Source organism: Mesorhizobium sp. WSM4845 (assembly GCF_055811455.1).
On record NZ_JBVVQA010000009.1, the window covers coordinates 65,440 to 90,614 of the forward strand.

The window sequence follows — 25,175 nt, forward strand, 5'->3', positions numbered from 1 at the left end:
ATTTTCCGAGCGCCGGCCGCGTGCTAGATATCTTGCCGTTGCTGCGTGAGGAGGCAGGCGTTTGAACATCCGGCGGAGACGATGGAGCATGCCGGCGACATTCGCCGCCGCCTATTTGCTCATGCTCCAGTCGGTGCTTGGCGCATTCGCCTTCGGCATCGGGCCGGATGCTTCGCAACGCGATGCTTTCGGCAATGTCATCTGCACCCAGCAGAGCGCGGCCCAGCTTCCCGGCGGCGAACCGCACCAGCAGCACATGCCGGCTTGCTGCATGCCTGGCTGCGGCATGGCTTCGGCTGTCTACGCGCCGCCGCCCGCTGCCGCTACGGTGTCCGGCAATTTTTCCGTCGAAGCCGTTGCGTTTGTGCTGCCGGCGTTCAGGCATCTCGACTTTGCCCGCGACCGCTCTCCGTCGAATCCGCGCGCGCCTCCGGTGACGGCCTGATACGTCCCAGTTCGCCTTGCGGAATTTTTCGCGGGCGAATTCGTTCAACATCGAAACTGTTCGCGACCGGCCGACGGCGCGATTTCTCAGTTCCCGGAGCTATCATGTCTCACACATTTCGCGCGCGGCTCGGCCGCAACAGCCGCTTCCTGCGCAGCTTCGAGGAGCGACTCGGCGTCACCGTACTCCTCCTCGCCCTGCTGTTTATCAGCGCCCAGGCCGTTTTTGCACATGAGTTCAGGGTTGGTGACCTCGAGATCGTGCATCCCTGGTCGCGCGCCACACCGCCCGGCGCCAAAGTCGCCGGCGGCTACTTCACCGTCACCAACACCGGCAGTTCGCCGGATCGGCTGCTGTCGATCTCCTCTGACGTGTCGGACAGGACCGAGCTGCACGAAATGGGTGTCAAGGACGGCGTCATGACCATGCGGCCGGTCAGCGGCGGCCTCGAAATCCCGGCCGGCGGCGAGGTCGCGCTGGCTCCCGGCGGTTATCACTTGATGTTTATCGGCCTCAAGCGTCAGCCCAAACAAGGCGAGACGTTTTCCGCTGCGCTGACCTTCGAAAAGGCTGGCACGGTCGCCGTCGAGTTCGCGGTGGAAGGCATGGGCGAAACGGGCGGCATGCACGACCATGCCAATTGATCCGGCCAGATCCGCACAATTCAAACTCGAGGAACCATCATGAACAGTTATCTTCTGTCGGCCGGCGCGTTTTTCGTCCTGGGGACAAGTGCTGCCTTTGCCCACATTACGCTGGAAGCGCAGGAGGCGACGGTCGGTTCGACCTACAAGGCCGTCCTGCACGTGCCGCATGGCTGTGAAGGCAAGGCGACGACCGCCGTGCGCGTGCAGATCCCGGAGGGAGTGATTTCAGTGAAGCCGATGCCGAAGGCCGGCTGGACGCTGCAGGTCAAGAACGGCAGATACGAGAAATCCTATCAGCTCCATGGTCAAGAGGTGTCCAGCGGCGTCAAGGAAGTCAACTGGAGCGGCGGCAGCCTGCCGGACGAATTCTACGACGAATTCGTCTTCCGCGGCACACTGGCGGCGGATCTGCCGGCCGGCCAAACGCTCTACTTCCCGGTGGTGCAGGAATGCGACGGCGCCGCCGAACGCTGGATCGAGATACCAGCGGCCGGCCAGGATGAGGACGCGCTGGAATATCCGGCGCCCGGCCTCAAGCTTGCGCCGAAGCAATGATTATTTGGCGGCGCGCCTTGTTCGAAAGAGTGCGCCGCTGTTTTGTGCCGTGACATGAGTGCTGCATCCCTGCTGCGAACGGTCTGCACAACCGGCCGATTTGCGATCTGCCTGCTGGCCGCGATCGTGCTGCTTGCCGCCACTGCCGCGCCAGGTCAGGCCTTCGCCCACGCGGCGCTGGTCACAACCGAGCCGACGGACGGCGCCGTGCTGGCGCAGAGCCCCGCGCAGTTCTCGCTGATCTTCAGCGAGCCGGTGTCACCGCTGATGCTGACCTTGGTGCGGCCCGATGGAACGCCGGTTCCGCTGACGTCCTTTCGGCTCAATGGCCAGACGCTCGACATCGACAATCCGCAACGGCTCGGATCCGGCACGCATGTGCTGAGCTGGCGGGTGATCTCCGCCGATGGCCATCCGGTTGGCGGCTCGGTGCTGTTTTCGATCGGCGCGCCGAGTGCGGCGCCGGCCGTCGCCGAAGCTGTCGATCGGGGTCTGAGGTCGGCAATCTGGACCGGCAAGGTCTTTCTCTGTTTCGGCCTGTTTCTCGGCGTCGGCGGCGCCTTTGCCATCGCCTGGCTGGCGAAGGGCGGGCGTTCCGGCCGGCGCTTCGTCATCGCCGCGATCCTGTGCGGCCTCGTCGCGGCGCCGTTATCGCTCGGCTTGCAGGGACTGGACGCGCTCGGCGCACCGTTCGTCCGGCTGGCGCAGCCAGGCGTCTGGCAGGCCGGGCTCGGCACCAGCTTCGGCTGGACAGTGCTGGTCGCGCTGGTGGCGCTCGGGCTTGGCCTGCTGTCGCTGGTCGGGCCGCGCGGCGGCGCAAAGCTGTTTGCCTTTGCCGGCCTGGCCGGTGTCGGCGCCGCCCTTGCCGCCAGCGGACATGCAAGTGCTGCCGAACCGCAATGGCTGACAAGGCCGATGGTGTTTCTGCACGGCGCCGGCATCGCGTTCTGGGCCGGGGCGCTTGCGCCGCTCGGTCTCACTATCAGGCGGAAGCCGGCCGAGGCCGCACCTTTCCTGCATCGGTTTTCCCAGGCGATCCTACCTGTCGTGGCCGTGCTTGCGGCCACCGGCTTCGTGCTGGCTGTCATCCAGGTACAGGCGCCCGCAGCTTTGCTCGAGACCGCCTATGGCCGGCTGCTGCTGGTCAAGCTGGCGCTGCTGTTGTTTCTGTTCATTCTGGCCGCCATCAACCGCTGGAAGCTGACCGGTCCCGCGGAAGCGGGAGAGACGGAAGTACAGAAGAGGCTGGTCCGCTCGATCGGCATTGAGATGCTGATCGTTCTGGCGATATTCGGCGTTGCCGCCGGCTGGCGCTTCACGCCGCCGCCACGCGCCCTGGCGATCGCAGCGGCGCAGCCGGCTTCGGTGCATATCCACACGCCGAAGGCGATGGCCGACCTCAGCATCACACCCGGCCATGTTGGGCCGGTTGCCGCCTCGATCGTCATCATGACCGGAGATTTCGGCCCGCTCGACGCTGAACAAGTGACGCTGGTGCTGTCAAAACCCGATGCCGGCATCGAGCCGATCAAGCGCGCGGCGAAAAAACCAGGCGACGGCACCTGGCGCGTCGACGGTCTCGTCGTCCCGGTTCCCGGCCGATGGACAGCACGGCTCGATATTCTCGTCTCGGATTTCGAGATCGTGAAGATAGAGGCGCCGATCGACATCAGGCCTTGAGGACCAGCCGGCAGTCTGCGCAACACATTTCGGCGAGGCGGTTGACGCGGCCTTGAAGGCCCGTCATTCATTTCGGCAAGATTGGCATCTCGACAAGAATGGCATCCCAAGAAGAATGGGCACCGCTACAAATCGCGCCTCAACAAAAGATCCGAAAGCAGGGAAGAAACGATGAAAAAAGCCGAAATCGGCCTGATCGGCCTCGGCACGATGGGCTCCAACCTGGCGCTCAACATCGCCGAGAAGGGGCACCGCATAGCCGTTTTCAACCGCACCGCGGCACGCACCGACGCGTTCGTCGAGAATGCCGGCGCGCTGAAGGACATGGTTTTTCCCTGCTACAGCCTGGAGGAACTCGCCGCCGCCATCCGGCCGCCGCGACCGATCATCATCATGGTGCTGGCCGGCAAGCCGGTCGATGAGCAGATCGCGGCACTGCGCGGCGTGCTGTCGGCCAACGACATCGTCATCGATGCCGGCAACGCCAATTTTCGCGACACGATGCGGCGCTTCTCCGAGCTTTCCGATTCGGGTCTCACCTTCATCGGCATGGGCGTGTCCGGTGGCGAGGAGGGCGCGCGCCATGGACCGTCGATCATGGTCGGCGGCACGGAACAGTCCTGGAAACGCGTCGAAAAGGTGCTGACCGCAATTTCGGCCAAGTTCAGGGATGAGCCCTGTGCCGCATGGCTTGGCACCGATGGCGCCGGGCATTTCGTCAAGACCATCCATAACGGCATCGAATATGCCGACATGCAGATGATCGCCGAGATCTACGGCATCTTGCGCGACGGGTTAGGCATGGGGCCGAAGGAGATCGCACAGGTGTTTGCCGGCTGGAACAAGGGCCGGCTCAACTCCTACCTGATCGAGATCACCGCCAAGGTGCTGGCCGCCGACGATCCGAAGACAGGCAAGCCGGTGGTCGATATCATCCTCGACCGCGCCGGCCAGAAGGGCACCGGCAAATGGTCGGTCATCGAAGCGCAGCAGCTCGGCATTCCGGCCACCGCGATTGAGGCCGCGGTGGCGGCGCGCGTGCTGTCGTCGATCAAGGACGAGCGGCTGGCCGCCGAAAACGCCTATGGCAAAGGCGGCGTGACCACCATTTCCGGAGACAAGGACGCGCTTCTTGGCGATCTCGAACTGGCGCTGTTCGCCGGCAAGATATCAGCCTATGCGCAAGGCTTCGCGGTGATGAGCGGCGCGTCGAAGGAATTCAACTGGAACCTGCCGATGCCGACCATCGCCAAGATCTGGCGGGCAGGCTGCATCATCCGCTCGCAATTGCTGGACACGATGGCGGAAGCCTTCGGCACCGGCGGGGCGGCCACCAATCTTTTGATGGCGCCGGCTTTCATTGCAATGATGCAGGAAGCGCATCCATCGCTGCGGCGCATCGTGGCAGGGGCGTCGGAAGCCGGCTCACCCGTGCCGGCGCTGTCGTCGGCGCTTGCCTATTTCGACAGCTACCGCCAGGGCCGCGGCACCTCGAACCTGATCCAGGCGCAACGCGATTTCTTCGGCGCGCACGGCTTCGAACGCATCGATGGGCCGGGCGCTTTCCATGGCCCGTGGGGCAGCGGAGCGGCAGCTTAGCGCCTGATATCGGCCCCTAAAGTCAGCTTTGCCACCGCCTGAAAGCCGACATTGTCAGCGGCCACGGTGGAAATCGTGGTTGCGCCATATGGAGCAGCAGGCCAGGTTGATGCCAGCGCAACGGCGCCCGCGCCGCGGCGATCGAGGATTTGCATTCGGGGCAAGCGGACGCGATACCTGAACAGCATGCGCCGCTCTTGTAGATACCGCGCCGTGATGAAAGCGCCGGGGTGGCGCCTCGTCGCCGTCCAAACATTCGCGCGACCCAGCGAAATGTCGCTTCAATCGAGGCTGGCCGGCGACGAGAACGGCCGATTGGCATCCACCACGAAGATGGCCAACTGATCGAGATCGGTTGTTCCGGCGTTGAACACTTCCATAGGAGTATCGGCGCCATGCCCGACCATGGTCGTTTCGGCTTCGGCATAAGCCACGCCGTGGGGCGTCCTCTGGCCGAGCTTGCCGGCCAGGACATAGAAGGCCTCCGGTCCCGGATGTGAATGGATCGACGACTTGGCGCCGGGCGCGCCGCCGGCACGGTTGATGCGCAGCAAGTATTCGCTCGCGCTGACCGATGGGAGGGGACCAATCTCAGTTACATTGGTTCCGCCGGCAGTGGCGCCGTCCTTCGGCCCAAGCGTGAACAGCCAGACCTTGCCTGCGACCTCCGCCGCAAGCGAGGTGGAGCCCGCAGCGCCCTGGGCCTGGGCCAGGGTGGGGAAATTCTCCAACCGCCAGAACAATGGTCCGGGTGGCAGTTCCTTCACCTTTTTCTCGACCACCGGCTCGACGACCAATTTGGCATCCGCGGCCATCGGCGCTGAGGGAATGAGCCCGAGAGCACACAGTGAGAACACAAGTATGCCGATACGACGTGCGTTGACTGATCGCGGCTTCATGGGTGGGTCTTCCTCTCGATGCAACGAGTTTGTGGTTGGGCGGCTGTTCGGGACAATGCCGAAGACGTTGCCATGAGGGTGAGCCGAAGGGCTTGTCGAGTAACGAATGCCGTACGATCTTTTGCCGAAGAAACGACGATCGGGCGACAGTCCAGGCGCCGAAAACTATGGTAAGAAGCGAGGCAGGCAAGACAGCGACATTGAGATAGCCGATGAACACCCCGGCGCCGACCAGGCTCCTTATCAATGGGGTAGTTGCGGACCTGAGCAACGAAACGCTGAGCGACGGGCCGGGCAATCCGATTGATCTCAGGCCGCAGGCGTTCGCGGTGCTCCGCTATTTGTCGAACAACCCCAACCGACTCGTCACCAAGGGTGAGCTGATGCAGTCGGTGTGGGCGGGAACGGCAGTCACTGACGACAGCTTGGTGCAATGCATCCACGAGATCCGACGCGCACTGAAGGATGACGGACATGCCATCCTGAAGACCAAGTCGCGGCGCGGCTACATGCTGGCGCTGCCGGAGGCGAATGCGGCTGCGATGCCCGCCACGAGCCGGACGAGTAATCGCGCGCTCCAGCGACCGCTCGCCGCCTTTGTGGGGTTGCTACTGATTGTGCTTGCTGTCGCCGCTGCTGCAGGGTGGATGCTGCGGCCCCTCTCCCCTGGCGGCAAGCCTTTGGTCGCGGTGCTGCCCTTCGACGTGTTGGGTGAGGAGACGTCCGCACGCCGACTGGGCAACGGCCTGACCGAAGAAATCATCACCGATCTCGCACGTTTCCCGGAATTTCAAGTAATCGCGCACGACTCGACTGAAACATATGCCGGAAGATCGATCGGTTTGGCCGAGATCGCCAAAACGCTCGGGGTCGGTTTCGTGGTCGAAGGCTCGATCCAGCGCCAGGCCGGCCGGCTGCGCATCACTGCGCAGCTCCTCGACGCGGCAACCGGCAAACATCTATGGTCGGACCGCTGGGACCGGCCCGACGAAGATCTGTTCGCTATCCAGACGGAGATCTCCGAGCAGGTCTCCAACCGCCTCGGCGGCGGGCACGGCGTGATCGAGGTTGCAGGCCGGATTGCGGCGCATCGCAAGCCGCCAAGCGACCTTACTGCCTACGAGCTGTACCTGCTCGGCACGGAAAAGCTTGCGAAGATGAATCGCGCCGATGTCGAGGAGGCCATCAAGCTCCTCAAACGCGCCGTCGAATTCGACCCGGGGCTCGCGCGCGCCTGGGTCGAGCTCTATCACGCGTATGGCGTCATGCCCAGTTTCGGCGCCGATTTCGAGGCCAACTTCCGACTGGCCGCCGAGGCTGCCGAACGTGCGGTCATGCTCGACCCGAGCGACGCGGAGGCGCACGCCGTGCTGGGCTTCAGTTTCGGCGACAGGAATGATCTTGCACGTGCCAAGATGGAATTCGACACGGCGCTACGCATGGCGCCGAACCAGTTCGAAATTCTGAGCTTCTACGCTTTCTTGGCATCCAGCTTCGGCGAGCCGCAGCGCGGTGCCGAGATGGCCGATCGAGCAATCCGCCTTAACCCGAATTACCCGATGGCGAGTACGAGGCTTTTTGCTGCTGCCTATTTCATGGCCGGACGCTATGAAGACGCGCTTCGCATGCAGAAGCAAATGGGTCCGGAGAACTACGGTCGACGGATGTGGGTATATCGCCCAGCTGCGCTGGCCGCCTCCGGCCGAACGGCGGAAGCGAAAACCGCGCTTGCGGAAGCACTGAAATGGTTTCCCGATCTTACCATAGAGGGATTTGTTAGCCTCCCTGACACAAATGAAGACGACAGGCGGCGGCTCATCGAGACCATGCGGCTCGCCGGTTTCCCGCCCTGTGCAAAGGCAGAGGCGGTGGCCCGTTTCGAAAAGCCTGTGCACCTGCCAGAATGCGTCGAACGCTGAGTGAATCTTGAGCCCGTAGGGCGGGAGCGGCAACGTCGAAGTGTCCTTGCGGCCGGGCGTCTCACGACGATGCCCGCGCCCAACGTATATGTCCGCTCTGGACGATTTGCAGACCGAAGCTGCCGGTCTGTTTTCGGCCCAAGGCTGCCAGTCAGCAGCGCGCATTTTGCAGCCAAGTGGAATCACTCGGCGTCGCAGAAATGCGGCTAAGACAAATAGATGGAGCGGGATGGCCCAGCTCAATTTGACCGCATCCGCTCTAGTCGGGACGGCGATAGGCCATAACCCCGGTCGGTTTGCTCAGGCTCTGCAAGGAGCCGGGTGCCGCGCCGCCGATCGAAACAAAACCGCCGGATGAGCCATCCGGCGGCCGTATTTTCGTTTATGACAGCTTAAAGCTCGAAATGTCCGCACACGGCGCGTGGCCGAACTATTGCGCCTCGACAGATCCCTTGCGGGCAGCTTCGTCGATCACGTCAGCGACCACCTTTGGCTGAGTCATAAAGACCGCATGGCTTGCCGCGACCTCCGTGATTGTCGCGCCGATGCGCTTCGCCATCGCTTGCAACATACGCTGATCGAAGGCTTTGTCGTCGGTAGCAATCACTGCCCAGCTCGGCTTGCTTCGCCAGGCGGCATGCTCGAGCCTGGTTGCGAAGGCGGACATGTTTATCGGCACCTGAGAGTCCCGCATGAAAGCGGCATCCGCGTCCGTCGTGTCGTTAGCGAAGCCAATCTTGAACCGGTCGGGAGAAACGAAGCCGAAGCCGTCCGCGGTAGTTTCGATGACGAATTCAGGCGGGGTCTGATAGCCTTCGTACTGCTGCGCAGTCGTCTCTCCGGCATCTGGCGACAACGCCGATACGTAAACCAGGCCTGTGACGTTTGAGTGGGTACCTGCTTCCGTTATCACGGTGCCGCCCCAGGAATGTCCCACAAGGACCGCAGGTCCATCCTGACGGTCAAGAATGCGTTTGGTTGCGGCAACGTCGTCCGCAAGCGAGGTAAGCGGGTTCTGGACGATCGACACACGGTAGCCGCGGGCGGTCAGTTCGTCATAGACGCCGCGCCAACCCGATCCATCAGCGAACGCCCCGTGCACCAGCACCACGTTCCGGACGGTCTGGTTGTCGGGAATTATCTCGGCAGAGTGAGTGGCCGTGGCTGCGGCAATTCCTGCGACGGCGGCGGTTGCGGCCAGAAGGTTGGTCGTCCTGGAAGTCATGCTGATCTCCTCTTATTCATCCGATAACAATTATCGCGATATCTTTCTCTACGGTTCCAGCCGCGATATGTCCAGCATAATTTTTATCGCGATATTCTTTTTTGGGATCGGGTAGGCTATATCGGGTCCAAGGAGAGCACCCATGCCAGCGAAAAAACTCAACAACCCATTGCCGCTCGACGATCAGCTCTGTTACGCGATCTACTCTGCCGGCATGGCGATCCAGAGGGTGTACAAGCCACTGCTGGACGATTTGGGCCTGACTTATCCCCAATACCTCGTACTCAATGTCCTCTGGCGCGAGCACAAGCTGACCGTTGGCAGCATCGCCGAAAGGCTCGCGCTGGAGTCGAGCACTCTGACGCCCTTGCTCAAACGGCTCGAAGCGGCAGGACTTCTGCGCCGGACGCGGAATCCCGCGAACGAGAGGCAGGTCGTGGTTGCACTGACTGATAAGGGACGCGAACTCAGATCTCGTGCAGGCTGCCTTGCTGACGCTCTGCTTTCCTCCTCAGGACAAAGCCCAGCGCATCTCAACCAGATCAACCGTGACGTCAAGGAGCTACGTGACGCGATCTATGAACATACGGGCGTCTGGAGGAGTACGGCCTAAGCCGGCAAGCATGGGAGGCATTTTTACACTGTAGGCACGGCTCCTCCGTCGATTACGAACTCCGCACCCGTGATCGAAGAGGCACGATCGGAAGACAGAAAGGCAACGAGATTGGCGATCTCGGCCGGGCTTGAGGGGCGACCGAGGGGGATTCCACCGAGGGAGTCCATAATGATCTTCTTGCCGCCTTCAACGTCGGTGCCTGCCTCATCCGCGAGACGTCGGGCGAGCTTGGCGGAAGCCTCGGTTTCTATCCAGCCCGGAGACACGCGAACGACACGCAAGCCTTTCGGCGACACCTCCTTGGAGAGGCTTTTGCTGTAGGTCGACAACGCCGCCTTCGCCGCCGCGTATGCGGTCGTGGCTTCCGGCAGGGGAAGCAGCCTCTGGATGGAAGAGACGTGGATCACCACGCCGCTTCCCTGTGCGATCATTCCCGGTATCAGTTCTCGGTCGAGCCGCACGGCGGGAAACAGGTTGAGATCGAGTTCCTTGTGCCAATCACTGTCGCCCAGCGCCGAGAAGCCGCCTGCCGGCGAGGAAGAACCGCCGAGCATGTGAACGATAATATCGACGCCGCCCAACTGACCCCTGACAGCTTCGGCCACGGTGAAGCAGCCTTCGCTGGTGGAAAGATCGGCAGCCACGAAAAGATCCGCCGAAGAGTTCACGGGGAACGAGCGGGCCGTCGTCAGCACACGCGCGCCGAGTTTGCGGAACAGGTCGACGGTTGCGGCACCGGCTCCCTTTGTGCCGGAAGTGATCAGGGCGCGCTTGCCTGACAGATTCAGGAAGTCGCTCATGCGCCGATCTCCAAGGCTGCGATCTTGTCGCTCATCAGACGGAAGACGTAGGTGAGATTTACAGGGCTGCCGGGAAACTCGCCGGTGACTTTGGCGATCACCTTCGTCCCATGCTCGTCGGTGAGGGCTTCGAGCGGATCGGCGACATGCCGATACCTGGCTTTCGACCATTCCCACCAATTGCCGATGGCATAGTGCCCGGAGTAGGAGCGGCCCTCGTCATGGACAGCGGCCGTCGGCGCGAAGCAGGCCAGCAGAGCTTCGCAGTTGTTCTTCCGATCCGCTTCGAAATAAGCCTGGATCGCCTGAGGCAGTTGCATCTCTCATCTCCTCTTGGGAATTGTTCGCTCCACAAGTAGGCGTATTTCGATGTTCGGATAATTGGGATAAATATGGATGTCGAATTGCGGAAAGTGGGATAATGGCGAGGCCTGGCCTTCACGATCTGGAAGCTGTCGTAGCCCTTCCACGCCGACTGACCTCCTTCAACATCGGTGTATCCGTATCCGGCTGCCGAATGGCGCGCTCTTTCGCTGGCGCTTCGAGAAGGATGGGGAACCGCTATTGATCGATGTGAACGGACCGATGACTTTGGATGAGGCAAGCCTGTCCCGCGGCACCGTGCTCGAAGGCGTGGCGCTGGGCTACGTAATGGAGCGTGACGTGCGCGAGGATATTGAGGCAGGGCGGTTGATCAGCGTTCTGAAGGAATGGATGCCGCCTTCCGACGAACTCTGCATCTATTACCCGGGACGACGGAATCCATCCGCGGCGCACAGAGCATTCGTTGAGCTAGCACGGGAACTCGGATCAAAAGGCCGAAACACGGCTGTATAAGCGCCGTTCCGCTTTGCGCCGCAATGGGCGTCGTTCGAGCTGTCGATCGCCTTCCAAAAGCAGACTTAGTTGTGTTGCCGAAGTTCAGCCGAATATTTCGGCGCATGCGTTCGAACACTCCGTCCGCCACTGACAAACCAACCTACACCACCTTCCGTCAGCTGGCGCGCGAGAACTCGTTCGCCGCCGCCATCAGCGCACCGGGATCAACTCCCATGCAGCGCAACGCACGTGCCGCGACGCGCCCTGCTCCATTGCGGCGACTATAGCCACGACATGCGCACCCAGCAGTGGACGGTGATCGTTTCGGTTGGCCGCCAATTCCTTCATCACCTCAACTCCCGACGGGGCTGGGTCATAAAGGCCTGCCGCTCCCTGAAGCGGTTCTGGGGTCAAACCCCAGGATATTTGTTCGCCGGCGTTCACCCCAACGGAGCGCAGGGCTTCCCAATATTGAGCGCCGACCGCGTCGCGGAAGCCAGCGGCATCCGCCCCAATTTCGCGGAATGCGAGACGGGCGGTATTGTCGGGAAGATCGATGGCCGCCAGCAGGAAATGTTCGGCGCCGGCCTGTCGCTGCTGGTCCTTTAAAGCGTAGTTTTCGGCACTTTCGCACAGTGTCTTGATGGTGCGGACGTTCGATAGACGGGTTTTGATGCCGCTGAGCATGATCGTCTCCTATGGCGGATTGTCCTGGGCGTTGATGTCGGACAGCCGCTTATGGGCTGCCTGTTTGGAGATGCCGAGTGCCTGGGCAATCTTCGCCCAGGACCAACCTTGCTTCAGGGCCGCCCTGACCGCTCTACGCTCCAATAGGTCAGCCGCTCGCCGAAGCGCAACGACCGCAGCCAATGCTTCCTCCGGCTGGTCAGGTGTGGGCAGTTGGCGGACATCGATCATGCGTCAACATTAGTTGACGAAATCGTCTCGTGTCAACATATGTTGACGGGACGATGCATTCGGGTCGGTTTCCAGAGAACCCGGGGCAGAGCGGCCGCCAGGCACGCATCTGTGACTTCTGGTTTGGGAAAAAATCCGATGCTTGAACAAAAAGATCAGTCAGGAGCGCGATAGGCCAGAACCCCCGGTCGGCTTGCTCAGGCTCTGCAAGGAGCCAGGTGTTGCGCCGCCGTTCCAGCCCAACACCGAGCAGCCGGAGCCGGACCCATTGCGGTCATTGGCACGCGCTGACGAATCTGCGCCCGAGCCTACGGACTCGAGTCGATCCGGGCACAAGCCGAACAAGCAGGGCAGCCCAATCCGCCGCTGCTCGGTTTTGATGGGCCACGGCCCAATCGCCGATCGGGGAAGATCCACGTTCGAGATCGGGTCATTGGCAGGAAAGTGCGATCTCGCTGACGCGCCTCCTGGTTCGTTGTTACTTGGCAGCCCGGGTGGTAGAATGACGATGAGTTCAGGCAAAATAGCTTTATCATTTTCGAGCGCCATGACTTTCGTGCCGCGCGCTGCAGCCGCTGCGATGAGTATCTTATGGAGAGGACAGTCGTGACAGTCCCAGAGGACGATTTTTTCGTCCTCTCGAGCTTGCCGCCAAGTCAGGCGCAGAAGCAGCTCGCTCTCGTTTTTGTGCTTGGCCTGTTGGCCGTCTACGTGTTGATCACTGTTAGTCCGCTCTCGGGCATCCATCTGAGCCGGGTCGACGCCTTCGTCCCTGCCTATGCGACAGCGATGTTCGTGAACGATTCGATCACCGCAATCCTCCTGTACACTCAGTTTTCCATCCTGCGCTCACGTGCCACGCTCCTGATTGCAAGCGGATATCTCTTTACAGCGCTCATGCTGATCCCGTTTGTTCTGGCATTTCCAGGTCTGTTCACGCCAAAGGGCGGCCTGGTGGGCGGCATGCAGAGTACGTCATGGATCTACTTTTTCCAGCACGCTGGCTTTCCCCTATTTGTCATAGGCTATGCCCTCTCAAAGGGCTCGAACCCCAGCAAACGATCTTGGCAGGGTACCGCGCGTGCGGAGATTAGCCTCAGTGTCGCCCTGACCGCAGCTGTGGTCTTGTTGGCGTCATATTTTTTCATAGCGGGCGAAGCGTTATTGCCGCCCGTGACCCTCGATTCCACTCGCCTTAGCCCGGTGTGGCCCTATGTGGGCGCGCCCGTCGCATTGCTAAGTATCACCGCGATGGTCGTGCTCTGGATCCGGCGACACTCAATGCTCGATCTTTGGTTGATGGTCGTGATGCTCTTATTCACGATAGAGATGCCTTTAAGCTATTACCCTGATCCGGCTCGCTTCAGCCTTGGCTGGTATACCGTCCGCATCTTCGGAGTTCTGTCCAGCGGACTCGTCCTTATGGTTCTGCTTCACGAGATAACGACCCTTTATACGCGGCTTCTCGGAGCGGTCCGTGGCCAGCGTCACGAGCGCGAGGCGCGACTGGTAACCGGCGACGCAGTCGCAGCCACGGTTGCGCATGAAGTCAAACAACCTCTATCTGGCATGATAACGAGCGCCGATGCCGGCCTGCGCTTTCTCGGTCGCTCGATGCCCGATCTGGAGGAAGCAAAGGAGGCATTCAAGCAGATTATCGCCGGTGGTCATCGCGCGGCAGCGGTGATCGACGGAATTAGAACGATCTTCAAGAAAGAAGACCGCAAGCGAGCTCCGCTCGACCTCAACAGTCTTATCGGGGAAACACTCACCCTGGTGCGAGAAGGTCTGGCGAAACACCGGATAATGGTCGAAGCCGATCTGGATGAACGCCTGCCGCGGGTAACAGGCGATCGAATCCAGCTACAGCAGTTGCTTGTAAACCTGATGACGAACGCCATCGATTCCATGGCCGCGGTCGGCGGGGCGCGGGTGCTGTCCGTGAAATCCAAGTTGCATGACGATGGCCACGTAACGGTTTCGGTTGCGGACACTGGAACCGGAATTGGTCCGCAAGACGTGGATCGAATATTCAACCCGCTCTTCACGACAAAGCCCGACGGCATGGGGATGGGCCTGTCGATCTGCAGATCTATCGTCGAAGCCCACGATGGGCGGTTGTGGGCGGCCCCGAACAGGCCCCGGGGTGCCATATTTCATTTTAGCGCAACTCGATCTGTCTCCGCATGACAAGGATCCGTCTGTGATCAAAGTCGCACCGAACAGTTTGCAGCCGACGACAGAGGTCGAGCCTGCTGTCTATGTGATCGATGACGACGTCGGAATCCGCGACTCGCTCGGCCTGTTATTCCGCTCGGTCGGTTTGCGCGCCGAACTATTCCATTCGGCGAACGAACTCATGCAAAGCAAGCTGCCTCCGATCCCGAGCTGCCTGGTTCTCGATGTTCGGCTACCGGGGTTGAGCGGCTTCGAGCTTCATGCCGAGTTGACTAAGGCCGATGTCCATATTCCCATCATCTTCATCACTGCACACGGCGATATCCCCATGTCCGTACGGGCTATGAAAGCCGGCGCCGTCGACTTCATCACCAAGCCGTTTCGCGACCAGGATATGTTGGATGCCGTCACCGCCGCGATCACCCGCGACCGGGCCAGGCTGGATGCCGATCGCGCACGCCTCGACTTAAAGGGCCTGTTCGACAGCCTGACGTCGCGCGAACAGGAGGTGATGGCGCTCGTCGCTACCGGCTTAATGAACAAACAGATCGCCGCTCACATCGGCCTCAGCGAGATTACGGTTAAGATTCATCGCGGCCACGCGATGAAGAAGATGCGTGCGAAATCGCTCGCGGACCTCGTCAAAATGGCCGAAGCACTCGGTATCGGCCGGGAAATGTCCTCGTAGCCTCATATCTATGTATGACTTTCGAACACAGCCGACTCGTACCATTGTCGGTGCGCATAGATGGGCCAATCGCTTGCCAGACACCCCCATTATTTCAATCGTCGACGATGACGAATCCATTCGAAGCGGAACTGCGAGTCTTGTACGGTCGCTTGGGTTTGTCGCCCACGCTTTCCCATCCGCACATGCGTTCTTGCATTCGGAACAACTCGCTCAAACCTCGTGTCTGATTTCAGACATCCAGATGCCGGAGATGAGCGGAATCGAGTTGCACGATATCTTGCGCATACGTGGACATCACACGCCCATCATTTTCATCACGGCCTTTCCCGATGAAAAGGTGCACGCTCAAGCGTTGGTTCGAGGCGCCGTCTGCTTTTTGAGCAAGCCTTTAGACGGCGACACGCTGTCTCGCTGCCTCGACGTTGCATTGAAAAACAATGCCGGTGAGAGCGACTAGCGCGTCGCTGATCGCTGGGCGCGATCAGGCTCAGCAGACCCCAAAAGTCCAATCGTCGAAGGGCATCCGTTCAACCGAGGGACGCTCGGGCCCGTCGGGGCCAATAAACCTAAGGTATGACCGCCATAAACGAAAATGCGGTCACGACCAACCTACGTCCGATGGAGCGCGCACCGGAGTGAGAGCACAACTAAAGTGGTCAACCACTCTAATGGCACCGCGCAACGAAGGAGACTGATCATGTCCACGGCATCACCGGCGCCAAATCGGCGCGACTTTCTTGCCACATCGGCCACCGCATTGCTTGCCACTTCGGCAGGTGCTGCCGCGTTCAACTTCACCTCGTCTCAGCCGGCGGCCGCGGCCGAAGCCAGTTCAATCCGCCCCTTCACCGTCAGCTTCCCGCAGGAGGAGATCGACGAGCTACGCCGTCGCATCGCCGCCACGCGTTGGCCCGATCGCGAGTTGGTGTCCGAAGCAGCTTCTCGGCGGACTTCGGCGACGTTGGCGGCAGGCGACACACAAGGCGTGCAACTCGCGACGATGCAAAAGCTCATTCAGTACTGGGGAACGGAATATGATTGGAGCAAGTGCGAGGCGCAGCTGAAGTCGCTGCCACATTTCGTCACCGAGATCGACGGGCTGGACATCCACTTCATCCACGTGAAATCAAGCCATCAGGGTGCGCTGCCGGTCATCATCACGCACGGCTGGCCCGGTTCGGTCATCGAGCTGCTGAAGGTCATCGATCCGCTCACGAACCCCACGGCGCATGACGGAACCGCTGCCGACGCGTTCGACGTGGTGATCCCGTCGATGCCGGGCTACGGCTTTTCCGCCAAACCGACCGAACCCGGTTGGGATCCGGTGCGCATCGCGAAAGCGTGGACCGTGCTGATGAAGCGCCTGGGCTATAACCGGTTTGTTGCACAGGGCGGCGACTGGGGGGCTCTCATCACCGAACAGATGGCTCTGATGGCGCCTCCCGAGCTGATCGCCATCCACACCAATATGCCAGCGACCATTCCGCCCGAGATTGTGAAGGCGCTAGCCGCCGGCAGTCCGCCTCCTGCCGATCTCGGGCCCGACGAAAAGCGCGCCTACGAGCAGGTCGCCTTCTTCTACAAGTTCGGCCTGGGCTATGCCAACGAGATGGCGCTTCGTCCGCAGACGCTTTACGGGCTCGTCGATTCACCGGCCGGCCTGGCGTCGTGGATTCTCGATCACGATGCGGACAGTTATGCACTGATAGCCCGCTCCTTCGATGGGGAGCCGGAGGGCCTTACCCGCGACGACATCCTCGACAATATCACGCTCTATTGGCTGACCAACACGGCCATCTCGTCGGCCCGGCTCTATTGGGAACACCGGCAAACGGCGAAGGCGGGCTTCTTCGACGCCAAAGGCATCACCATTCCCGTCGGCGTGAGCGCGAACCCCAGCGAGATCTACACGGCGCCGAAGAGTTGGACGGAGCGCGCGTTCCCGAAGCTCCTGCATTACGGTCACCCGCCCAGGGGCTGCCACTTCGCGGCATGGGAGCAGCCGAAGTACTTCACCGACGACGTGCGCGCATCGTTCAAGACGTTGCGGACGGCGTGAAGTGTTGAGCGGGGATGGCGCGCCGGACGTGCGCGTCACCCTCCTCCTGGCGATTAACCCCCAGCGCATCTCCAAAAGGAGAGAATGCAATGAACCTTCTCATCCAGACGCTCACCGCACTCGCGGCTTGCACCGTGTTCGCCACGGGTGCGTTCGCCCAGAGCACGGTCGTGCCCATCGACAACGAGCCCGCGCCAAAGCTGATCGTGGAGCCGCCGCTTCCGGGTCCGTTGGCCGGGGGCGTGGTGTTCATCCCGTACCGGGTGGAGAACCTGCGCATCCTGCCTGTCGGTGGGCCGGCCGCGCGCAACGTGTCTCCGCGGGTCGGGCATCTGCACCTCACCGTCGACGACCTGCCCTGGGCGTGGGCGGATTACGGTCAGAGCGACACCATCATCCTGGTGGGCATGCCGCGCGGTCAGCACAAGGTCCTAGTCGAGGTGGTGGACGCCGAAGGTAACGTCTTCACCAAGCAAACGGTGACGTTCCACTCGCCGGGCAAGGAGATTCAGCCATGAAGCTCCACAAGTTGGCGACCGTGCTGGCATTCGGGCTTTGCATCTTTTCCGCCTTGGCCAACGCCAGTGCGGCCGAAGATCGCTCGATCCGGCCCTTCACCGTCGGCATCCCGCAAGCGGCGCTCGAAGACCTTCGTCGGCGCATCGCCGAAACACGGTGGCCGGATCGCGAGACGGTCGATGACCAGTCGCAGGGCATACAGTTGGCGAAGCTGAAGCCGCTCGTCAAGTATTGGGGCACCGGCTACGACTGGCGAAAGGCCGAGGCCAAGCTCAACACCCTGCCTCAATTCATGACAACGATCGACGGCGTGGACATTCACTTCATTCACGTCCGCTCGAAGCATCCCAATGCTTTGCCGCTGATCATGACGCATGGCTGGCCCGGGTCGGTGTTCGAACTGCTCAAGACCGTGGGCCCGCTGACGGATCCCACAGCTCATGGCGGACGAGCGGAGGACGCGTTCGATCTCGTCCTGCCTTCGATGCCGGGATATGGCTTCTCCGGCAAACCGACAGAGACGGGTTGGGGACCGGATCGCATCGCGCAAACCTGGGCGGAGCTGATGAAACGCCTGGGTTACACCCGCTACGTCGCACAGGGTGGCGACTGGGGCTCCCCCGTCTCCAGCGCGATGGCGCGCCAGGCGCCGACAGGTCTGCTCGGCATTCATATCAACTTGCCGGCGGTGGTGCCGCCCGAGATTGCCGCGGTGCTCGCCGTCGGCGGGCCAGCGCCAACGGGACTCACGGATAAGGAACGCGCAGCGTTTGACGCGCTCAGCGCTGCAGCCAAGATGGGGAACAGATCCTACGCTACGATGATGGGCACCCGGCCGCAGACGATCGGCTACGCCATCAATGACTCTCCCACAGGCCTCGCGGCGTGGATGCTCGGGCATCCGGGCTTCTCACGCTGGACATACGACAACAGCGATCCCGAAAAGTCCCCGGACGAGGTGCTGGACGACATTACTCAGTACTGGCTGAGCAACAGCGCGACCTCAGCAGGGCGGCTGTACTGGGAGTACGGTGGACGCAGCGTTGTTTTTGCCGCCGTCGAGCGGACCCTCGAGATCGCGCTGCCGGTGGCCATCACGGTCTTTCCGGAGGAAACTTATCTGGCCCCGGAGACGTGGGCCCGGCGCGCCTATCCAAACCTGATTTACTTTCATGAGGTCGACAAGGGCGGTCATTTCGCCGCCTGGGAGCAGCCCGAACTGTTTTCCGCCGAGTTGCGTGCGGCGTTCCGACCGCTCCGACAAGATTTCTGAGGCTCGCGTACCTGGCCCCAGCTCGGACGCGTTCAACGTTCAACAGGTTAAACCTAAGGAGATCGACATGAGCAGCACCACTCAGACGCATAGCGAAAAACCGATCGAAACTCCCGGAACGCGGACGCTCGACATGAAGCTCGAGGCCGTGGTTATCCCAGTTTCGGACGCAGCACGCTCCAAGCAGTTTTACGAAGGCCTGGGTTGGAGGCTCGACGGCGACTTCGTCGTCGGCGACACGTTCCGGGCGATGCAGTTCACGCCTCCGGGCTCGCCGGCCTCGATCCATTTCGGCACCGGCATCACGTCGGCCGCGCCCGGCTCCGCAAGCGGGCTTTTCCTCGTCGTGTCGGACATTGACGCCGCGCGCGCCGAACTCATTGGCCACGGCGTCGAGGTGAGCGAAGTGTTCCACCGCGCCGGTCCGGGCAAACCAGCGCTCAGCGGCAGGCATCCGGAGCGGCAGAGCTATTCCTCTTACGCAACCTTCAAGGATCCAGACGGCAACGAGTGGCTGCTGCAGGAGGTCACCACCCGGCTCCCTGGCCGGGTCGATTCCAATACGACGGACTATGCTTCGGTAGCGGACCTTGCGGCCGCAATGTGGCGCGCGGGGTTAGCCCATGGCGAGCACGAGAAGCGCAACGGCGGCCAGCGCGACGAGAACTGGCCCGACTGGTACGCCAAGTACATGGTGGCGGAGCAGGCCGGCAAACCGCTGCCGCTTTAAGCAGCAACCGAAATTGGGTGAGCGGGACGGGTCACCGTCCCGCCGCCAAACTTAGCCGGCGATCCAAGCCAGGTTTGCGGCTGATGGTTTGACGCGCAGTTGCCAGCGCAATCGAATGGGAGAGCGATCATGACGTATTCCAAAATGGACATCGCGATGGTGACCGGCGCCTCCGCCGGGATTGGAGCGATCTACGCCGACCGGCTCGCGCGCCGCGGCTATGACCTCATTCTCGTGGCGCGCAGCCAGGAGAGGCTGGACGAAGTGGCCAGGCGCATCGCCGGCTCAACGAATTGCAACGTCAGCACTGTTGCGGCTGACCTCAACGACAAGGCGGATCTGGGCCGGATCGAGACCTTGCTCGGGGCCGATCCCGCTATCACGATGTTGGTCAACAACGCTGGCATCGGCGCTGTCGCGCCGCTCCTGGAATCCGACATCGACAAGATGCAAGCGATGATCGGGCTCAACATCACGGCGTTGACCCGCCTGACTTATGCAGCGGTTCCGGCCTTTGTGGCGCGAGGCGGCGGCACAATCATCAACATCTCGTCAGCGGTCGCCATCGCGCCGGAAATCCTCAACGGTGTCTATGGCGCGACGAAAGCCTTTGTGCTCGCTTTCAGCCTGTCGCTCCACAAGGAACTTGCGGACAAGAAGCTGCGCATCCAGGCGGTTCTGCCCGGCGCCATCGCCACCAATTTCTGGGACGTATCAGGAGGTTCACTCGACGATCTGCCGAGCAAGGCGATCATGCAGTCCGATGACCTCGTCGACGCGGCCCTTGCCGGCCTCGACCAGGGCGAGTTGGTGACTATTCCCTCGCTTCCCGACGTCGCCGACTGGCACGCTTATGAAGCGGCGCGGCAGAAACTCATCCCAAACCTTTCGCTCAACACCTCGCCGGCGCGGTACGGCATCGCCGTGGCCGCCTAACCAAGCGAAAACTCAATGAGTCAGCCTGAGTAAAGCGCCCGAGGAGAATCAAAATGGACAAGCTTTTGACGGCGGTTCTAGAGGCGCATGGCGGTTTGCAGAACTGGGGTAACGTTACAAGCATCACTGCGGAAATGTCGCTTGGGGGCGTATTTTGGGCTGCAAGGGGCTGGCCGGACATCTATTCCAAGCAGACGGTCACGCTCGATCCACATCGCGAGCACATCGTTTTTTCGCCCTTCACAGCACCAGACCGTATGTCTGTGCTGGATGTCGCTCCCGAGCGGGTCGCTATCGCTACGCGCGACGGCCGCATCATCGAGGAACGTTTCAATCCACGTGGCTCATTTCCGCTGCCCTTTCTGGATGGCAGCACACCCTGGGATGCGATCCAGGTGGCGTACTTCACGAGCGCCGCCGTATGGAACTACCTCGCGGCGCCGTTCGTCTTCACACTGCCCGGCGTCGAAGCACGAGAAATCGCCCCCTGGAGAGAGGGCGCGCAAACGTGGCGACGGCTGGCCGTCACGTTCCCTAAGACCATCGCCAACCATAACGCCGATCAGGTCTTTTATTACGACGATGCGTTTATGCAGCGGCGCATGGACTATTCGCCCGACGTGACGGGAAACCCGCCGGTCGCACACTACGCTTATGACCACAAAACCTTTGACGGTTTCGTATTCCCGACACGGCGGCGTGTCCTCCTGCATGACGCCGAGGGGGTCGCAAACCAAGCATTCGCACCTATCACGGTCGACGTGTCCGATGTGACAGTCGACCGAAGATAATCTTCCACCAGGCACCATGCCTTATCAACGGATACAAACCGCTATGACCGAACAGATCGACCTCCATCGACGCCACTTGTTGGGCGTGGCCGTCACCACCGTCGCGGCCGCTCAGTTTGCCATGACGGGCTCGGCAAATGCGCAGTCCAGCATTACGAAACCGGACGCCAGCACAATCGAACCACCAGCAAACACGTCGTTCGGTCCGTTGAAGCAGGTTCAAGCTGGCGACCTCGACATTGGATATGCCGAGGTCGGTCCTGGCAAAGGGTCGGTCGTCATCCTCCTGCATGGATGGCCGTACGACATCCACACCTATGTCGACGTTGCGGCGATCTTGGCGTCGAAAGGCTTTCGGGTCGTCGTTCCATATCTGCGCGGCTATGGCACCACGCGGTTCCTCTCCGACAAAACGCCACGCAATGGCCAGCAGGCGGTGGTCGCGGTTGATGTCATTGCGCTGATGGATGCACTGCAGATCGATAAGGCGATCGTCGGCGGTTGCGACTGGGGCGCACGCACGGCCAACATCGTCGCGGCATTGTGGCCGGAACGCTGCAAGGCCTTGGTTTCGGTCAGCGGTTATCTGATCGGCAGCCAGGAGGCCAACAAGATGGCGCTGCCGCCGAAAGCCGAGCTGCAATGGTGGTACCAATATTACTTCGCCACTGAGCGGGGCCGCGTTGGCTACGAAAAATACACGCGGGATTTTGCCAAGCTGATCTGGCAGCTCGCTTCTCCGCAGTGGAATTTCGACGATGCCACGTTCGAGCGCAGCGCCAGGGCCTTCGACAATCTGGATCATGTGGCGGTCGTCATCCACAATTACCGCTGGCGGCTCGGCCTCGCAGAAGGCGAACCGCAATATGACGTTCTGGAGCAGCGACTTGCAAAGGCGCCGGTGATCGGCGTGCCGACGATCACTCTGGAGGGCGACGCCAACGGCGCTCCGCATCCCGACCCCAGTGCCTATGCCAAGAAGTTTTCGGGCAAGTACGAGCACCGGCTCATATCCGGCGGCATAGGGCATAATCTTCCGCAAGAAGCACCGAAGGCATTTGCAGACGCCATAATTCAGGTGGCGAGTCTAGCCTGAGCAAACGGGCATGCCACGATACATGATCGAGCGTGCCCAGGGCGAAACTATGAAATCACAACCGCACCGAGCAGCAGGCCGGGGCAGTGCCCCCGATGTCATCGAGCAGGATACGAAATGAACACTGGCCGGGACCACTTTCGTCGCCCTTTGCAGTGGCTCCTCGCACCCATTGTGGGGGCAGTAGCGGGCTTGGCCTACGCGCTGATGTTCGACGTCGAGGCCCTGCACTCCGCAGTCAGGGGCGTGTTCATCGGAACCCCTATTCTGTTGTATGAGCGCGGCGTTATCTTGCGCCGATGGCGCAATGTGATCCGGCAAGCGGCAACGCCGGTCTTCGTCGTGGCTACGATCGCAACCTACGTGTTGATGATCTTGATCGGCAACGCCGCCGCCGGCACAGCGCTTCACCATCTCCTCGGCTATATGAGCACCGCTCGCGAAGCCATGGTGATGTCGGAGTCCGGTCTTCTGTATTCACTCGGCGTCTCCACCCTCGTCGCATTCGTGTTCCGACTGCGTGACCTTATCGGGCCAAGCCTGTTCACCAGCCTGCTTCTCGGTCGTTATCACCGTCCCATCAAGGAGGAGCGGATCTTTCTGTTCCTCGATGTCAGTGGCTCCACGAAATTCGCGGATCGGTACGGAGATCTGGAGACCCAGGCCTACCTCGGACAGATATTCAACGCACTTGCGTCGCCTGTTCGTCGCTCCCAGGGCTCTATTGACGACTACATCGGGGATATGGCGCTGGTCACCTGGCCCATGGATCGCGGCATGCGGGACGCCGCGTGTCTTCGTTGCGTCTTCGACTTCGCGGCGGCCATAAGGGATCAGGCGGCGGCGTGGCAAGCGCGTTTCGGGCAGGTGCCGGAGTTTCGCGCCGTGCTGCATTGCGGGTCGGTCGTTACCGCTGAGATTGGCCTTGAGCGACACAAGATCGCGTATTTCGGCGATGTCGTGAACACCACTGGACGTCTGGAGTCGCTATCCAAGGCTCTCGGTCATCCTATTCTGGTCTCCGCAGATCTTCTCGCCGGTATCCGTGTTCTACCTCCACATGTCGTCGCGGAGAACCTCGGATTTCATGTGATTGGAGGCAGAGATGAACCGCTTCAGATTTCAGCCGTAAGGCTAGCATTGGAAAGCTGATTGGAGTGGCGCCATCATCTCCGTGCATCCACCTATCTCCTATGCCCATTTTACGGCAGTCGCCGTCACCCCTGTCCGCTTTTGAAGGTCCAGGTTCCGCAGCTGCCGGGTTCGTTCTCCGGCCCAAGGCTGCCAGTCAGCAGCGCGCATTTTGCAGCCAGTGGAATCACTTGGCGCCGCAGAAATGCGGCTAAGACAAATAGATGGAGAGGGATGCCCAGTTCAATTTGAACATATCCCGCTCTAGTCGGGAGGGCGATAGGCCAGAACCGCGGTCGGCTTGCTCAGGCTCTGCAAGGAGCCAGGTGTTGCGCCGCCGATCCAGCCCAACACTGAGCGGGCGAGCTCGGCGCCGGCCAGCCGGAAGTTCTCGTTGACGACCAGCAATTCCCTGCGGAACAGGTGCAGCAGGTCGGACGACTGCTTGGACACCACATCGACGTCCCGGCCGAGCTTGAGCCCGGCGTCCTCGATGCCGGCGACGATGGCGAGTGTCGCGGCAGCGGCACTGCTGACGAAACCGTCCGGCCTGACGTCGCGGCGCATCAGCTGCGCGGCCCTCATCCTGATCTGCTCGATCGAATGGTCGACCGAAACGGTGTTGAATGGGATCTCGCTGGCGCCGACCTCACTCAGCGCATCGGTGAAGCCGTTCAGCGTATGACTGTGGTAGGTCAGTTCGACTGGAGGCGCCAGCAGAGCCAGCCTGCGGCGGCCGATGCCGGCCAGGTGGCGCACAGCCTCGGTCGCGAAGGCGTAATTGTCGAAGTCATGATAGGGGTGGATCAGCCCCATATCGGTGCGGCCATGCGTGGCGAAGGGGATGCCACGCTCGAGCATGTAACGGGCCCTGGGGTCGTTCGGCTGGGCGCGCGAGATGATGACGCCGTCGGCGGAGCCGGTCTCCACGAGATAGCGTATCGGGTCCAGGGGATCCTGCGAGCGTGAATAGGGTGTGACGATCAGGTGATAGGGTGTGTCGGCAATGACTTCCGAAACGCCGTAGATGATGTCCGAGACAAAGCTCATGATCTCGCGCTCGGTGTTGAGCACGAGGCTGATGACGTTGGTCTTGCCGGTCCGCAGCCGCACGCCGGCGCGGTTCGGCCGATAACCGATCTGCTTGGCGACGAGCTGGACGCGTCGCCTGGTTTCGGCGCCGATCTCGGGCGCGTCCTTCAACGCCCGCGACACGGTGGTGACGCCCAGCCCGGTCATGAAGGCAAGCGTCTTCAATGTCGGCCTGCCCGAGCCCTCGTCGTCCTTTTCCGTCTGATCTCTGTCCATTCATCCCGCCCGTCAGCCGCATAGCAGTTGCCGTGCAGGTCGGCAATCGGCGATGAACACCCTATATACTGAAACGTTACAGATTGTCACTTGCCATCGCGCAGCGGCCAGTAAAAGCTAGCCTGGATGAGCGGCGCTTCGTTCGACGCAAAGTCGGTGTGCGTCGGCAAGGCTTGCCCGCTAAGCAAGGTTTTGCCGAATTTCACGCATTGCAGCGTCATTTTGCAATGCAGCCTGCCTTGCTGCGGTGCAGTAGGCGGACATTGTGCGGCGAGTTTGTTCGCGGCTCGAAAAAATGGCGAGCTGCTCCTGTTCGGGGGTTGCGCGCCTCCAACAATTGC

The 25,175-nt window shown here is 61.4% G+C and carries 27 protein-coding genes and 1 pseudogene; 20 read left to right on the plus strand and 8 right to left on the minus strand.

Translation table 11 applies throughout. The annotated features are described in order from the left end of the window. Positions 1-88 precede the first annotated feature (88 nt). The 5 genes from AC0L2C_RS12835 to gndA all read left to right on the plus strand — a co-directional run bounded on the left by AC0L2C_RS12835 (position 89) and on the right by gndA (position 4,926). Positions 89-445, plus strand: coding sequence for a DUF2946 family protein (locus AC0L2C_RS12835; protein WP_128247307.1), 357 nt, complete (start codon positions 89-91; stop codon positions 443-445). 104 nt (positions 446-549) lie between these two features. Then, complete coding sequence (locus tag AC0L2C_RS12840) at positions 550-1,089, plus strand: copper chaperone PCu(A)C (RefSeq protein ID WP_128247308.1); 540 nt, start codon at positions 550-552, stop codon at positions 1,087-1,089. Between the two features lie 39 nt (positions 1,090-1,128). After that, a complete protein-coding gene (locus AC0L2C_RS12845) occupies positions 1,129-1,647 on the plus strand; it encodes a YcnI family copper-binding membrane protein (protein WP_128247309.1) in 519 nt (172 codons plus the stop codon). Between the two features lie 54 nt (positions 1,648-1,701). Beyond that, on the plus strand, positions 1,702-3,327 hold the full coding sequence (locus AC0L2C_RS12850; RefSeq protein WP_473523520.1) for a copper resistance CopC/CopD family protein: 1,626 nt from the start codon (positions 1,702-1,704) through the stop codon (positions 3,325-3,327). A 171-nt stretch (positions 3,328-3,498) separates the two neighbouring features. After that, positions 3,499-4,926 carry an NADP-dependent phosphogluconate dehydrogenase gene (gndA, locus tag AC0L2C_RS12855; protein ID WP_473523521.1) on the plus strand — a complete coding sequence of 476 codons (1,428 nt, stop codon included), beginning with the start codon at positions 3,499-3,501 and terminating at the stop codon, positions 4,924-4,926. A 281-nt stretch (positions 4,927-5,207) separates the two neighbouring features. Here gndA and AC0L2C_RS12860 read toward each other — a convergent pair whose 3' ends face one another. Continuing rightward, the gene (locus tag AC0L2C_RS12860; RefSeq protein WP_287239722.1) at positions 5,208-5,825 is read right to left on the minus strand and encodes a cupin domain-containing protein; all 618 of its coding nucleotides are present in this window, start codon (positions 5,823-5,825) and stop codon (positions 5,208-5,210) included. 212 nt (positions 5,826-6,037) lie between these two features. On the opposite strand from AC0L2C_RS12860, the gene AC0L2C_RS12865 reads away from it, so the two are divergent. Beyond that, a complete protein-coding gene (locus tag AC0L2C_RS12865) occupies positions 6,038-7,744 on the plus strand; it encodes a winged helix-turn-helix domain-containing protein (RefSeq protein WP_287239724.1) in 1,707 nt (568 codons plus the stop codon). Positions 7,745-8,174: 430 nt separating this feature from the next. On the opposite strand, the gene AC0L2C_RS12870 is transcribed toward AC0L2C_RS12865, so the two are convergent. Beyond that, positions 8,175-8,969 carry an alpha/beta fold hydrolase gene (locus AC0L2C_RS12870; protein WP_023797390.1) on the minus strand — a complete coding sequence of 265 codons (795 nt, stop codon included), beginning with the start codon at positions 8,967-8,969 and terminating at the stop codon, positions 8,175-8,177. On the opposite strand from AC0L2C_RS12870, the gene AC0L2C_RS12875 reads away from it, so the two are divergent. Both AC0L2C_RS12875 and AC0L2C_RS12880 read left to right on the plus strand, forming a co-directional pair. Beyond that, the gene (locus AC0L2C_RS12875; RefSeq protein ID WP_473523572.1) at positions 8,905-9,084 is read left to right on the plus strand and encodes a hypothetical protein; all 180 of its coding nucleotides are present in this window, start codon (positions 8,905-8,907) and stop codon (positions 9,082-9,084) included. The genes AC0L2C_RS12870 and AC0L2C_RS12875 overlap by 65 nt on opposite strands. 27 nt (positions 9,085-9,111) lie before the next feature. Then, positions 9,112-9,582, plus strand: coding sequence for a MarR family winged helix-turn-helix transcriptional regulator (locus tag AC0L2C_RS12880; RefSeq protein WP_128247314.1), 471 nt, complete (start codon positions 9,112-9,114; stop codon positions 9,580-9,582). Positions 9,583-9,605: 23 nt separating this feature from the next. On the opposite strand, the gene AC0L2C_RS12885 is transcribed toward AC0L2C_RS12880, so the two are convergent. Together AC0L2C_RS12885 and AC0L2C_RS12890 are read right to left on the minus strand one after the other, a co-directional pair. Beyond that, positions 9,606-10,385 (minus strand): SDR family oxidoreductase, encoded by a 780-nt coding sequence (locus AC0L2C_RS12885; RefSeq protein WP_473523522.1) that lies wholly within the window; start codon positions 10,383-10,385, stop codon positions 9,606-9,608. Then, the gene (locus AC0L2C_RS12890) at positions 10,382-10,705 is read right to left on the minus strand and encodes a nuclear transport factor 2 family protein (protein ID WP_128247316.1); all 324 of its coding nucleotides are present in this window, start codon (positions 10,703-10,705) and stop codon (positions 10,382-10,384) included. The genes AC0L2C_RS12885 and AC0L2C_RS12890 overlap by 4 nt, the downstream gene beginning before the upstream one ends. 142 nt (positions 10,706-10,847) lie before the next feature. Between AC0L2C_RS12890 and AC0L2C_RS12895 the strand changes: the two are divergent. Further along, a pseudogene (locus tag AC0L2C_RS12895) lies at positions 10,848-11,222 on the plus strand (LysR substrate-binding domain-containing protein); the annotation flags it as partial. Between the two features lie 192 nt (positions 11,223-11,414). On the opposite strand, the gene AC0L2C_RS12900 reads toward AC0L2C_RS12895, so the two are convergent. Beyond that, positions 11,415-11,891, minus strand: a complete 477-nt coding sequence (locus AC0L2C_RS12900; RefSeq protein ID WP_473523523.1) for a Clp protease N-terminal domain-containing protein — start codon at positions 11,889-11,891, stop codon at positions 11,415-11,417. A 9-nt stretch (positions 11,892-11,900) separates the two neighbouring features. Beyond that, positions 11,901-12,074: a helix-turn-helix domain-containing protein gene (locus AC0L2C_RS12905; RefSeq protein WP_236375973.1), complete on the minus strand. Its 174-nt coding sequence runs from the start codon at positions 12,072-12,074 to the stop codon at positions 11,901-11,903. A gap of 654 nt (positions 12,075-12,728) precedes the next feature. On the opposite strand from AC0L2C_RS12905, the gene AC0L2C_RS12910 reads away from it, so the two are divergent. From AC0L2C_RS12910 to AC0L2C_RS12960, 11 genes are all read left to right on the plus strand, one after another. Beyond that, positions 12,729-14,312, plus strand: a complete 1,584-nt coding sequence (locus AC0L2C_RS12910; RefSeq protein WP_287344092.1) for a sensor histidine kinase — start codon at positions 12,729-12,731, stop codon at positions 14,310-14,312. A 13-nt stretch (positions 14,313-14,325) separates the two neighbouring features. Then, complete coding sequence (locus AC0L2C_RS12915) at positions 14,326-14,988, plus strand: response regulator transcription factor (RefSeq protein WP_128247318.1); 663 nt, start codon at positions 14,326-14,328, stop codon at positions 14,986-14,988. Positions 14,989-15,061: 73 nt separating this feature from the next. Then, complete coding sequence (locus tag AC0L2C_RS12920) at positions 15,062-15,448, plus strand: response regulator transcription factor (protein ID WP_473523524.1); 387 nt, start codon at positions 15,062-15,064, stop codon at positions 15,446-15,448. A 240-nt stretch (positions 15,449-15,688) separates the two neighbouring features. Continuing rightward, the gene (locus tag AC0L2C_RS12925) at positions 15,689-17,050 is read left to right on the plus strand and encodes an epoxide hydrolase family protein (RefSeq protein WP_287344087.1); all 1,362 of its coding nucleotides are present in this window, start codon (positions 15,689-15,691) and stop codon (positions 17,048-17,050) included. Positions 17,051-17,139: 89 nt separating this feature from the next. Next, positions 17,140-17,568, plus strand: coding sequence for a DUF6130 family protein (locus AC0L2C_RS12930; protein ID WP_077380650.1), 429 nt, complete (start codon positions 17,140-17,142; stop codon positions 17,566-17,568). After that, positions 17,565-18,842, plus strand: a complete 1,278-nt coding sequence (locus AC0L2C_RS12935) for an epoxide hydrolase family protein (protein ID WP_236375964.1) — start codon at positions 17,565-17,567, stop codon at positions 18,840-18,842. Before AC0L2C_RS12930 ends, AC0L2C_RS12935 begins: the two co-directional genes overlap by 4 nt. A 67-nt stretch (positions 18,843-18,909) precedes the next feature. Further along, on the plus strand, positions 18,910-19,572 hold the full coding sequence (locus AC0L2C_RS12940; RefSeq protein WP_473523525.1) for a VOC family protein: 663 nt from the start codon (positions 18,910-18,912) through the stop codon (positions 19,570-19,572). A gap of 129 nt (positions 19,573-19,701) precedes the next feature. Beyond that, entirely contained in the window at positions 19,702-20,508 is an 807-nt protein-coding gene (locus tag AC0L2C_RS12945; protein ID WP_473523526.1) for an SDR family NAD(P)-dependent oxidoreductase, read from the plus strand. Between the two features lie 53 nt (positions 20,509-20,561). Then, positions 20,562-21,299 carry a hypothetical protein gene (locus tag AC0L2C_RS12950; protein ID WP_287344080.1) on the plus strand — a complete coding sequence of 246 codons (738 nt, stop codon included), beginning with the start codon at positions 20,562-20,564 and terminating at the stop codon, positions 21,297-21,299. Positions 21,300-21,342: 43 nt separating this feature from the next. After that, positions 21,343-22,395, plus strand: a complete 1,053-nt coding sequence (locus AC0L2C_RS12955) for an alpha/beta fold hydrolase (protein ID WP_287344078.1) — start codon at positions 21,343-21,345, stop codon at positions 22,393-22,395. A gap of 192 nt (positions 22,396-22,587) precedes the next feature. Next, positions 22,588-23,547, plus strand: a complete 960-nt coding sequence (locus AC0L2C_RS12960) for an adenylate/guanylate cyclase domain-containing protein (RefSeq protein WP_353682521.1) — start codon at positions 22,588-22,590, stop codon at positions 23,545-23,547. Positions 23,548-23,790: 243 nt separating this feature from the next. On the opposite strand, the gene AC0L2C_RS12965 is transcribed toward AC0L2C_RS12960, so the two are convergent. Next, on the minus strand, positions 23,791-24,834 hold the full coding sequence (locus AC0L2C_RS12965) for a LacI family transcriptional regulator (RefSeq protein WP_287344076.1): 1,044 nt from the start codon (positions 24,832-24,834) through the stop codon (positions 23,791-23,793). Positions 24,835-24,920: 86 nt separating this feature from the next. Further along, positions 24,921-25,055 carry a hypothetical protein gene (locus tag AC0L2C_RS12970; RefSeq protein WP_287172870.1) on the minus strand — a complete coding sequence of 45 codons (135 nt, stop codon included), beginning with the start codon at positions 25,053-25,055 and terminating at the stop codon, positions 24,921-24,923. Positions 25,056-25,175: the final 120 nt, after the last annotated feature.